The 10,718-nt window shown below is 69.2% G+C and carries 11 protein-coding genes and 2 pseudogenes; 9 read left to right on the top strand and 4 right to left on the bottom strand.

Features of this window, described 5'->3' with window-relative positions; translation table 11 throughout:
- Positions 1–615: 615 nt before the first annotated feature.
- Together ABZX75_RS30710 and ABZX75_RS30705 are read left to right on the top strand one after the other, a co-directional pair.
- Positions 616–960: pseudogene (locus tag ABZX75_RS30710) on the top strand (transposase); the annotation flags it as partial.
- 84 nt (positions 961–1,044) lie between these two features.
- Positions 1,045–2,037, top strand: a complete 993-nt coding sequence (locus ABZX75_RS30705) for an immunity 49 family protein (protein WP_355416265.1) — start codon at positions 1,045–1,047, stop codon at positions 2,035–2,037.
- 512 nt (positions 2,038–2,549) lie between these two features.
- Here the strand turns inward: ABZX75_RS30705 and ABZX75_RS30700 are convergent.
- Positions 2,550–3,215 carry a hypothetical protein gene (locus tag ABZX75_RS30700; RefSeq protein WP_355416264.1) on the bottom strand — a complete coding sequence of 222 codons (666 nt, stop codon included), beginning with the start codon at positions 3,213–3,215 and terminating at the stop codon, positions 2,550–2,552.
- 298 nt (positions 3,216–3,513) lie between these two features.
- Between ABZX75_RS30700 and ABZX75_RS30695 the strand changes: the two genes are divergently transcribed.
- The 3 genes and pseudogenes from ABZX75_RS30695 to ABZX75_RS30685 form a co-directional block, all read left to right on the top strand.
- Complete coding sequence (locus ABZX75_RS30695) at positions 3,514–4,722, top strand: cytochrome P450 (RefSeq protein WP_355416262.1); 1,209 nt, start codon at positions 3,514–3,516, stop codon at positions 4,720–4,722.
- 58 nt (positions 4,723–4,780) lie between these two features.
- Positions 4,781–4,993 carry an enoyl-CoA hydratase-related protein gene (locus ABZX75_RS30690; protein WP_355416260.1) on the top strand — a complete coding sequence of 71 codons (213 nt, stop codon included), beginning with the start codon at positions 4,781–4,783 and terminating at the stop codon, positions 4,991–4,993.
- Positions 4,933–5,187, top strand: a pseudogene (locus ABZX75_RS30685) (IS5/IS1182 family transposase); the annotation flags it as partial. The gene ABZX75_RS30690 and the pseudogene ABZX75_RS30685, both read left to right, overlap by 61 nt.
- On the opposite strand, the gene ABZX75_RS30680 reads toward ABZX75_RS30685, so the two are convergent.
- Together ABZX75_RS30680 and ABZX75_RS30675 are read right to left on the bottom strand one after the other, a co-directional pair.
- Entirely contained in the window at positions 5,157–5,399 is a 243-nt protein-coding gene (locus ABZX75_RS30680; RefSeq protein ID WP_355416258.1) for a hypothetical protein, read from the bottom strand. The pseudogene ABZX75_RS30685 and the gene ABZX75_RS30680 overlap by 31 nt on opposite strands.
- A 174-nt stretch (positions 5,400–5,573) precedes the next feature.
- On the bottom strand, positions 5,574–5,810 hold the full coding sequence (locus tag ABZX75_RS30675; RefSeq protein ID WP_355416256.1) for an SMI1/KNR4 family protein: 237 nt from the start codon (positions 5,808–5,810) through the stop codon (positions 5,574–5,576).
- 319 nt (positions 5,811–6,129) lie between these two features.
- On the opposite strand from ABZX75_RS30675, the gene ABZX75_RS30670 reads away from it, so the two are divergent.
- The 4 genes from ABZX75_RS30670 (at position 6,130) to ABZX75_RS30655 (ending at position 9,018) form a co-directional block, all read left to right on the top strand.
- On the top strand, positions 6,130–6,660 hold the full coding sequence (locus tag ABZX75_RS30670) for an EF-hand domain-containing protein (RefSeq protein ID WP_355416254.1): 531 nt from the start codon (positions 6,130–6,132) through the stop codon (positions 6,658–6,660).
- A 7-nt stretch (positions 6,661–6,667) separates the two neighbouring features.
- Positions 6,668–7,285 (top strand): DUF6875 domain-containing protein, encoded by a 618-nt coding sequence (locus ABZX75_RS30665; RefSeq protein WP_355416252.1) that lies wholly within the window; start codon positions 6,668–6,670, stop codon positions 7,283–7,285.
- A 78-nt stretch (positions 7,286–7,363) separates the two neighbouring features.
- Complete coding sequence (locus ABZX75_RS30660) at positions 7,364–8,728, top strand: aminotransferase class I/II-fold pyridoxal phosphate-dependent enzyme (protein WP_355416250.1); 1,365 nt, start codon at positions 7,364–7,366, stop codon at positions 8,726–8,728.
- Between the two features lie 134 nt (positions 8,729–8,862).
- A complete protein-coding gene (locus tag ABZX75_RS30655) occupies positions 8,863–9,018 on the top strand; it encodes a hypothetical protein (protein ID WP_355416248.1) in 156 nt (51 codons plus the stop codon).
- Between the two features lie 1,091 nt (positions 9,019–10,109).
- Here ABZX75_RS30655 and ABZX75_RS30650 read toward each other — a convergent pair.
- Complete coding sequence (locus ABZX75_RS30650; RefSeq protein ID WP_355416246.1) at positions 10,110–10,667, bottom strand: XRE family transcriptional regulator; 558 nt, start codon at positions 10,665–10,667, stop codon at positions 10,110–10,112.
- Positions 10,668–10,718: the final 51 nt, after the last annotated feature.

Genomic DNA, 10,718 nt, shown 5'->3' with positions numbered 1-10,718 from the left:
AACACCCCAGGCCCTTCGTCTGGACGAAGACCGCCGACGAGATCCTCGACAAGGTCGCCGCTTACTGCCGACGAATCTCCGACTCAGGACACTAGATGCCGATAGTGGACGCGCGAACCCGGCGCGGGCACGGCCCGGAGACCAGCCCTCCGGGCCGTGCTGATAATGCGAAAGTTCAGGAGCGGGTCCGGCGATCCAGGGCGGCACCAAGGGCCCCGCTGATGGGCGGGCGGGTGAAGCCGAGGCGGATCAGTGCGATCTCTCGCTTTCGTGTCAGCACGTGACCTGCACGTCTCTCACTCCACGACAGTGGATAGACCTCGATCTCTCACCTCCATGACAGTGACCCCACTCCCTGAAACAGCCCCCCACCAGCAGCAACGCGCCAAGGCACACTGTCTCTCACACCACTGTCACCAAACCGAGAGATCGCAGACGGTGTTGCGCTGTTTGTAGGGCGGGCGGCCTGCCGCCTCGGCTGCCGCGGCGTTTGCGGTTGGCCGCCTGGGTCGACGGGGGATCTCCATCTGTCCATACGGCAGGTCGACGATCTCCAGGGAGCCACCGCAGGAGACGAGCGGGGCGCCGGGCTCGCGGTGCACCACCACAGGGTCGTTACGGGTACCGAGGCCCATCGGCCGCCCCAGGACTACGCCGGACGCGGTCCTGGCCGACAAGGCCTATTCGTCCCGCGCGATCCGCACCCATCTCCGCCAGCCCGGGATCCGGGCGGTGATCCCCCAACCCTCCGACCAGATCGCCAAGCGCAAGAAGCGAGGCCGATCCGGCGGTCGCCCACCGGCCTTCGACCGCGAGACGTACAAGCAGCGCAACGCCGTTGAGCGATGCATCAACAAGCTCAAGCAATGGCGCGGTCTGGCCACTCGATACGACAAGACCGCCGCCATCTACCTCGCCGGACTCCAGATCGCCGCCATCTTCATCTGGTCGGCGAGGTGATCCGAAAGAAAACGCTCTAGTGCTGTCAGTGCCTGTTGATAACGTGCTTCGTCCAGTCGTGGAGTTCATGAAGGGACGGGTCACATGCGGGAAGTGGCATGCCATCAGGTCGGCGAGCAGCGGTTGGCCGAGGCGCTCGACGACATCGACGGGCGGGCCTACACGCGGTGGCACTCGCTGCGGTACGGCAGCATCTCGCCGACGCTGATCCGGGCCATGGCGGACGAACTGCTCGACCATGTCGCCGCGCGAACGGTGATGGAGCCGGGGCTCGACGCCGCGGCCGGCACGGTCGCCGTCACCGCCGCGGAGTGTGTGCAGGGAGTGCTGAGCATCATGTGCTTCCCGGACGGGGACCAGGAACTCCGGTTCCCCCTCGTCGGGGAGCGGATCAGCACGGACCCGGACGACGACGAGTTCGGGGACGGGCCCATCACCTTCCGGGACGTCGTCAGGGAGGCGCCCACCGCGCGGACCTGGCTCGACATGTTCGAGATGTGTGTCGTCAGCGGGCATGTGTGGGACTGGGAGCGGGTCACCGGGCTGCTGCTGCGCGGCGACTACGCGCCCGCCATCCGTGACGGCGTGCCCTACAACCGGTACACCTCCGTCTCCAACCCCGCCGATCTCGCCGCCATGGACGCCCTGTGCCCCTATCTCACCGAGGCGGCCGGGCATCTGCCCCGCGACTGGCCGACGGTTCCGCTGCGCAAGCCCGACGCCGGGGAGCGCGCGGAGGCCGCCCGGCGGCTCGACGAGGTCGGCGACGCGCTGAGCGCGGACCAGCAGCTGCTCCGCGTACTCCTCGACGACGACCAGCACGCCTTCGAGGACGCCCTCGTCGCCCGGCTGGTCGCGTACCGGGAGAGCGTCGAGGTCGATGCCGGTGATCCCGCGCCCCGGTCCCTCCTCCCCCTCGGCACCCTCGCCCTGGCCTGCCTCGCCGTCCAGGTCCATGGGTGGGAACTCGGTGTCCGGTCCGGGTATCTGCCGTACGGTCTGCTGGGATCGCCGGACGCGACGCGCCGGGCGGCGGAGGGGAACCGGAACAACTTGGGTTACTGGGCCGCCAAGTAGGCCACCCGGGGGGCGGGGCATGGGTGTGACAGCCAAGGACGGAAGACCACCCTGCCCCACGTCGGCGACCGCCATCTGCCGGATCTCCACGCCCTGCGACCCCGGTAGCCCCGCCAGCGCCGAGCCTCAGTCCGTGTCTTTCGTGATGATCCGAAAGAGACGGCCTAGCGTTGCCCGGCCGGGGCAGCTCGGCCTACTAGGCGTAGCCGAGCTTGCGTACGGCGGAGATCTGCACGTTAACCCCAAACCGGGGGGTGCACCGTCCTGGGGCGAGGTGCTGGACTTGCCACCGGTTCGCGGCGGTGTCGATGTCGGGCAGGCCAGCACCGCTCGCCCAGAGGCACGACACCGGCCCAGCAGCGCTCGGTCGTGCGGACAGGCCGCCGTGATCCTGATGCCGCAGCTGGTGGCCGGCCTCTGTCCGCCGGCCACCAGGACCTGTTGCACCCACGCCATCGGTCGACTCCGTTACATCCGACCGGACTCCCCTTCGTCGGCCCGGGATGCGGGTGTCAGTACAGCTGGGCGGCCGAGGGCGTGAGGGCCTGCTGCCGGTCGGGGGTGGTGTAAGCGAAGTTCGCCACCGTACGGCGCATGCCCGGACGGTTGAGGGGGGTGACACGGTGGGCGGTGGTGTCGCTGCGCAGCAGGTAGCCGTCGCCCGGCCGGTGGTGGGCGCGGCGGGCGGTGCCCGTGTCGAGGGTGGTCAGGTCGGTGGTGTGGGGGGTGTATTCAAGGAGTCCGCCGTGGGCGGGGTCGTGGGGGGCTTCGATGAACAGGACTAGGGCGAGGGGGTAGTCGTCGGTGTGGGCGCCGTGGGTGTCGCCCGGCTGGTGGAGGGTGTTGAGGACGTGCCGTTCCAGCGGATCCCTGACGGCGACCGCGAGCAGGCCGGCGATCCGGCTGACCAAGGAGAGCAGGACTTCGTCGTGGTAGAGCCGCGGGATGAGTTCTGATTCGCGGACGATGACATGGCCGCCGAGCGTGGTCATGTGGCGGGGCGAGCGGTCGGTGCACTCCATGTCGAAGTCCCGGCGCACGGCGAGGGCGGCCAGACGCCCGGCCTCGTCGTCGAGGGCGGCCAGTGCCGCGGGGGGCAGCAGGGCGGGCAGCGGCAGGTAGCCATCGGCGGCGAACCGCTCGGACAGGTCAGGGGTGTACTCGGGCAGGGTCAGCACCCCACGGCCTTTCCCCGGCCCGCTCGGGGCCACGCCGATGCGCCTGCCGTGTCACCCTCGGGGTGCCGGCAGGAAGGCGAACGGAGCCCAGGTGTCGGCAGGGCGGGGTTGATGACACCCCCGGAGAGGGAGCCGAGGCCACGGTGCTGGCCTTCGACCTCCACGAAGGCCATTGTGCCCGGCTCACACCTGTTCCTCCCCGAGGGGGGATGCGCCAGGAAGGCGGGGACCTGCCGCATTGTGCATAGCGGGGCCTCGTTGGTGTGATGTCGTCGATCAACGCCGAGCCGGAGATGATGTGCCCGCTGAAGCCAAGCCCCGTCCGCCCGCCGACCTGCTGGCGGCCCGGATGCAGGACCCCTACCCGTACTTCGCCTGGCTGCGCCGTCACGCTCCCGCCCACGTCGAACGGCGTCCCGGCCGGCCCGCGGTGTGGCAGATCTCCCGGTACGAGGACGTACACGCCCTGCTATGCGACCCCCGTCTGAGCAAGGACCCGGGCCGGGTTCCCGGATACATGCCAGGGCCATCCGGGCTCAACCGGCACCTGGTCCACGCCGACCCACCGGACCACACCCGGCTGCGGACCCTGGTCAACGCGGCGTTCGTGCCCCGCCGGATCACCCTGCTGGAACCCTTCATCGCCGAGGTCGCGCACCGGCTTTTGGACCGGATCGAGCACCAGGTGCACATCGACCTGATCGCGGACTTCGCGGCGCCGCTGACGTTCCGGATGATCTGCGCGATCCTCGGCGTACCCAAACACCTCGACACGGCCGCGACCCGGGACACCTTGATGGCGACCATCGCCCCCGACACGACCGCGGACCCCGCCCGCGCCGGGAGGGATCTGCACGCGCTGCTCGACGCCCTGATCGCCGGGAAACGGGCCGGGGAGAAAAGCGGCGGCGTGGACCTGCTGGGCGCCCTCGTGCGGGCGGGCGACGAGAGCGGCGCCATGAGTGAGGAGGAACTGCGCTCCACCGCCTACCTCCTGCTGCTCGTCGGCCATGACACCACCATGAACCTGATCGGCAACGGCATCCTCGCCCTGCTGCGCCACCGCGACCAGGCCGCGCGCCTTGCCGGCCAGGACGCCGGTTCCGGTCTTCTGACCACCGCGGTAGAGGAACTGCTGCGTTACGACTCGCCTGTTCGGGACGCCACGTTCCGGTGCGCGGGCGAATCGATCCGCCTGCACGGGCAGACCATCGGCGCGGGCGAGATCGTCAGTCTCCTGATCGGGTCCGCCAACCGGGACGAGGAGCACTTCACCGACGCCGGCCGTCTCGACGTGGGACGAACGCCCAACGACCACCTCGCCTTCGGGTACGGGCCCCACTTCTGCATCGGGGCAGCCCTCGCCCGCCTCGAAGGGGCCGTCGCCTTCCCCCTGCTGCTGGAACGTCTCGGCACCGTGGAGCTGGCCAAACCAGCCGAAGAGCTGCCCTGGCGCCCGGCCCGCGTCATGCGCGGCCTCGCCGCCCTGCCCCTCGTCCGGCGATGACCCTGCCCCTGCCCGCGGATCGGAAGGACATGATGAGTACGCAATCACCAAACCGGTAGTGGTGGCCCGGCAGTGCGACGGCGTCCTGGTGATCACCCTCAACCGGCCCCATGTCCGCAACGCCGTAAACCAGGCCCTGGCCGACGCCCTCGACCACGCACTCACCCTCCTGGAGACCGACCCCGGACTCAACGTCGGTGTCCTCACCGGCGCGGGCGGCCACTTCTGCCCCGGCGCTGGCGCGTCGAACGCACCATCGGATGGATCATGAACGCCCGCCGCAACGTCCGCGACTACGAGCGCCTGCCCCAACACGGCGAAGCCCACATCAACTGGACACTCATCACCCTCATAACCAGGCGACTGACCCGCAAAGGCCCCAGCACCGACAGCTGGACAAAGAAACCCGGGACGAGCCCCGCCGGGTCCGCAACTCAGTCCGCCGCCGGGCCCGGCGCCAGCTGACGTTCAGCCTTCTCAAGCCACGTCAGATACCAGCGCGTGAAGGTCATCGGCGCACCGTTGTCGTCGAGAAGCGCCTTCAGGTCCTCGTCATCCGCCCGCTTGTCAGACCAGATTCGCCCACGCTCCGGGCCGCTGATGATCAGCCACTCACGGGCGGCGCAACCCAGCGTTGAGATCACGACCGCGCCGACACTGCGGTCCGCCGACCACATCACTGGTTCCCAGCGCTCTTCCCATGCCTCAATGGCGTCATCGAAGTCCTCGATCTCCTCGAAGTCCTCCTCCTCCGGGTGCTCGGACAGCAGCAGCTGGACCGTTTCAGGATCGGCCCCCTCACGCGGAAACGGCTCGGCCAGCCGGAACAGGCCAGCCAGCTCGGCTCCATCTCACTCCCACCGCCAGCGACCCTGAATGAGTCGTACCGGACACACCCCATATGAGGGCCCGGCACCGCCGGCGCCGACGTGGAGGAGGAAGTCGCGGTAGTCCCCGGGCAGCGACACACCCATCTGACCTTCGAGGCCGGCCAGCTCTGCCGAGGTCAAAGGGTCCTCAAGGAAGAACTTGTGCCCTATCGCCCCAAAAACGCGGTCGCCGGCTGGCGCGGCGATGAGAGCCTGCACCCGCTCCCGCACTCCCACCCATATCTACGACCGAGTCCGCTGAGCCGACCGAGCAGTGCACCCAGCCGTCGAGGTGACCGACCCCGGCAGGTCTGCCGGGGCCAGAAAAACGAGAGGCTCCGCCCGGGTGAGCGGAACCGGCGGGTTGCCCAGCGAGGGTTCTTCAGGCAGGCCCGGCCGGTGGAGCAAGGTGTGTTACACGTGAGCGTGAACGTTCGACTCGGATGGTGTAGCGGCGGTACGTCGCGCCGCGGGAAGTGATCAAGGCGGCTAGCGTCCGGTGCGAGAGGCGTCCACCTACGCATGTCCTGGAGTGATCATGAGCTCGTACGACGACAAGTTGCTCGACCGGTTCGCCACCTTCGACCGCGACGGGGACGGCTACATCACAGAAGCCGATTTCCTCGGCATGGCGAAGCGGATCACCAGCGCGTTCGGGCTGGCGGAGTCCGCCGCCAAGTCGCGGGCTCTGATGGAGGGCGCGCGGCGCTACTTCCGCGGACTGGCCGACATCGCGGACAGCGACAAGGACGGCCGGATCAGCAAGCAGGAGTTCGTGACCTCGGCCGCGGAACACCTGCACGGCAACCCCGACGGGTTCGAGGCGACCATCCGGCCCTGGGCGGAGGCCGTGATCGCGATCGCGGACACCGACAGCGACGGGCGGGTCGACATCGGCGAATGGGAGCGGATGCTCCAGGCGATGGGAGCCTCAGCGAAAGCCGCGGGCAAGGCCCGTGAGATCGACACCGATGGCGACGGCTTCGTGAGCGTGGCCGAAGTCCTGGAGGTCGCTCGGCGTTTCTACACCAGCGACAGCCCGATGCGGGAGTTCGCCGCGGCACGCTGACACATCGGTGCGACACGAGATCGATCAAGACACACCAGCCGTCACAGGAGCATGCTGGCCGGCGGTCCCGAGGCAGCTGGGCCGCCCGGCGGCTGATGCCCGCGAATACGCGGTCCACCGGCTCCTGCGGCGGTGGTGTGACGAGTACCTGCGCCGGCCGCATCCGGAGCTCGGCAGAGGCGGACCGGTCTGCCCGTACGTGCCTGAGGCATTGCGGCACGGCCGGTTGCATGCCGCGCTCTGGCCTGGCATCCCCGCCGGTCCGGACGCGGTGCTCGAGGGCATGCGGGCCTACCGCGGCTACTTCGAGCGACTGGACACCACGCAGAACCATGCCCTGCTGGTTGCCTTTCCAGCCGTGGGCGTGCGGGACGTGGGGTGGGTGGTGGAAGACTCCCAGCGCCGGCTGAAGACCGAGTTCGTCGAGCGAGGCTTGATGATCGGCGAGTTCCATCCCGGACCACCCCCCGCCCCGGGGCTGCACAACCCGAGTTTCCGGCCGCTGCACAGCCCGGTGCCGCTGCTGGCGATCCGCCGCATGGTGGGAACCGACCTGCCGTTCCTCACGGCTGACGAACACCACCTGGAGGTGTACCGGGCGCACTTCTCACGCACGGAGAAATGATCACTCGAACCGGTACTCCTTCTGGCGTACCGGCGCGCACGCTCCCGCGCACAGGGCTGCCGCTGCTATCTGTTCTTCATGGATCTTCAGCGGTGGGTGCGTGAGGCGGTCGAGGCCGTCGAAGCATGGCGAGGCGAGTTCGGACCTTTCACGCCGCACCCGGCGCAGCACGTCGGCGACGAGGACTTCGCTGAGGCATTTCGCCGGTTCAGCGTCCGGATACGGGACAACTACCCCTTCTTCCACCCCCGCTACGCGGGGCAGATGGTCAAAGCGCCGCATCCGGCGGCGGTGGTGGGCTATCTGGCCGCCATGCTGGTGAATCCCAACAATCACGCCCGCGAGGGCGGACCGGCGACCGCCGACATGGAGCGCGAAGTCGTCGCCCAGCTGGCCGCGATGTTCGCACTGCCGCAACATCTCGGCCACTTGACCAGCAGTGGCACAATCGCCAACCTCGAAGCCCTGTACGTCGCCCGGGAGATCCATCCCGGCCGCGGGGTCGCCTTCAGCCAGGACAGCCACTCCAGCCACGCCCGGATGTGCCACGTACTGGGCATGCCCGCCTACCCGGTAGCCGTCGACGAGCACGGCCGCATGGACCTCGACGCCCTGGAGACAGTTCTGCGCCGGCACAAGCCCGGCACCATCGTGCTCACAGCGGGCACCACCGGCGTGGGCGCGGTAGACCCGATCCACCAGGCGCTGGAACTGGCCGACCGCTATGGCGCCCGCATCCACGTCGACGCCGCCTACGGCGGCTTCTTCAGCCTGCTCGCCGGCTCCGAGGGCGTGGACGCACAGCCCTGGCGGGCGATCGGACAATGCGACTCGGTGACGGTGGACCCGCACAAGCACGGCCTGCAGCCCTACGGCTGCGGCGCGGTGCTGTTCAGCGACCCTGCCGTGGCCCGCCACTTCGTCCACGACTCCCCGTACACCTACTACACCCCGGCGACCCTGCACCTCGGCGAAATCAGCCTGGAGTGCTCCCGCTCAGGGGCCGCGGCCGCCGCGCTGTGGCTGACCTTCCAGGTCCTGCCACCCACACCCCAGGGACTGGGCGCCATCCTGTCCGCCTCCCGACGCGCCGCCCACCAGTGGGCAGACATCATCGAGCAGTCGCAGCACCTGCGGCTGTACCAGCAGCCAGAGCTGGACATCGTCACATTCTTCCCCGCAACCGACCCCGCCACGCTGTCCCGCATTGACGCCGCAACCCGACGGCTGGCCGAGACCGCCGCCGAGGACAACCTTCACCTCAGCCAACTACGAGTGAGCGCCGAAGCATTCACCCGACGCCACGACGTAGAACCCGATGCCGAGCACGCCAGCATCCTGCGCAGTGTCCTGATCAAGCCCGAAGCCGAAACCCATCTGAGCGTGCTGCACGACCTCCTCGGCCGGCGCGCCGCACCGATTCCCACCGGAGCCGCCTCATGAATGACACCACTGCTGTCACGATCCGTGCAGCCACGGTCGCAGACGCACCACAAATCAGCGCCCTGCTGGCCGAGGTCTTCTTCGCCGACCCGGTCGCCTGCTGACTGATCCCGGATGAAGCCGAACGCCGACGAGTGCTCCTGCGGTTCTTCCGCATCTACACCGCCGTGTCCATCGCGCACAACACCGCCTACGCCACCGACGACCTCCGATCCCGCGAGATCCGCCAGCGCCGGCACCACCCAGACGTCATCGTCGGATCCGATCAACTACACCGGGCACGAACGTGACGTGTCCCTCGAGCTCTTCCACCACGAGAACCTGAATGGCTTCCGCTCTGACTCGGCCTACTGTGCCTCACCAGCACTCCGGCGGCGGAAGCAGCGAGCGGTGGGCGACCTCCCAGCGGCCGCTCCCACTGGCGTGGGGCCATCAGGATGGCGGTCGCACCGTACCGAGCCTTCGAGGCCGCCGACACGGGCGTCGCACCGCGACAGGATTCTCTGACGTTTGCTGGGAACACAGACTGGCTCTGTCCCGCGCTATCCGGCTCACCGCACGACCGGCCCGTGCCAGGCGTCGATGACCCCAAGTCCCGGGCACGGACGGCAACGGCGGCAACGTCCCAGACATCTGGAGCGTCGACACCCTGGGCAACCGAGTGGCTCTTCGCCGGCGGGATCACATCGCTCGGCGGTGCCATCGGGTGGACGAGGACGGCTGGAGCACCTACCTCTCCATTGGATGACCGAGGCTGCTCACGTGGGACGGGCCCGTGCTCTGCGAGCAGACCGAGCAGTCGCCCGGTCTTCCGCGACCGGTGACCACGACCTGGACGCATCGGGGGCTCCATCCACTGACGCAGACCGAACGTAATGCTTCATCCGACATGCGCCCTCCTGAAGGGTGAGGAAAAGCTAGCGCCTACGAGCCGCCGCTGTCGGTCCTTTGTTCCCGTTGCCGTTGCCGTCGCCGTTGGGCCCCCTTCACCTCCCGGCGAGGCGCCGCGTTTCCCGTCCCCTTCCTTAAAACCCCGGCGGCGGGCGACGGGGCGGTGTGCCGCGTCTGCGGTACCGAAGGTCGCCCTTCCAACGGCACGCGTCCCCCCAGATCAGGGCCCCGACGACCCGAACCATCCGAACGAGCCGACCACACCCGGCGGACGACGGCGGATGACGACGCGCCAGGATCGTCACCGCCCTCCCCCGGGGTGACAAGCTCCACCGCCGCAGGCACTCCCGGGCCCCCGTCCGGCCACCATCAGCCGAGACCGCCCGGACCAAGACCCAACCCAACCCCGGGACTGTGTCCCTGAACCCCCTGAACGGCCCCCACGGCCCGTGAGCAGCACGCCCAGGACGGCCCGCCGCGGCCCCCGCGGTCAGATACTCACGTCGATGTAATCGATGTCCGTGAACTCCACCAGCAGCCCCTGCGCGCGGCTGCCTCCGTCCTTGAAGTAAACCTCCTGCAGGCCCTCGGCGGCGATCCGCCGCAACTCGGCCTCGGAGGCGCCGGCGTCCTGGGCGGCGAGCAGCCGGCCCGCGTACTCGGGTGGCAGGTGCTGGGTGATCCGCCGCATCCGCCCGTCGTCCGTGGTGCCTGGGGCTGCGGTGTATCCGAACCGTGCCCGGGTCTCGATGACCAGCCCGGTCTGCTTCGCGGCCCTCTCACGGGCCCGCTTGCGCACCAGCGGCTGCCACCGGCGCCGCACCTCCGCCTCCAGCCGGCCCGCAAGCGCGGCCTTCGGCTTCCTGATCTGGCCTTTCACATACCGCTCCACAGTGCGCTGCGAAACCCCCAACAGACCCGCCACCGCCCTGGTGGCACCCTTGTGCTGCCTCACCAGATACCGCACCCGCGCGCCCGCACTGCGCGGGATAGGCCGCGTGTCCGCCTCCCGCGCGGCCCGCTCCAAGCTGTCCCCGATGATGCCCATGGTGTTCCTCCGTTGCCCCGTCTGGGGACAGTTTCGCGGCCGGTTGCGCAG

Origin of the sequence: Streptomyces sp. NPDC003038 (assembly GCF_040611115.1) — a bacterium.
Classification (GTDB): domain Bacteria; phylum Actinomycetota; class Actinomycetes; order Streptomycetales; family Streptomycetaceae; genus Streptomyces.
Note: the sequence above shows the minus strand (reverse complement) of the source record. Positions and strands in the feature narration are given on the sequence as shown.

What these genes read in the sequence shown, in the direction of transcription:
- ABZX75_RS30680 (WP_355416258.1), bottom strand. Translation starts at nt 5,399, where the DNA reads ATGTGGTCGGCGGACCGCAGTGTCGGCGCGGTCGTGATCTCAACGCTG.
- ABZX75_RS30650 (WP_355416246.1), bottom strand. Translation starts at nt 10,667, where the DNA reads ATGGGCATCATCGGGGACAGCTTGGAGCGGGCCGCGCGGGAGGCGGAC.
- ABZX75_RS30670 (WP_355416254.1), top strand. Translation starts at nt 6,130, where the DNA reads ATGAGCTCGTACGACGACAAGTTGCTCGACCGGTTCGCCACCTTCGAC.
- ABZX75_RS30705 (WP_355416265.1), top strand. Translation starts at nt 1,045, where the DNA reads ATGCGGGAAGTGGCATGCCATCAGGTCGGCGAGCAGCGGTTGGCCGAG.
- ABZX75_RS30660 (WP_355416250.1), top strand. Translation starts at nt 7,364, where the DNA reads ATGGATCTTCAGCGGTGGGTGCGTGAGGCGGTCGAGGCCGTCGAAGCA.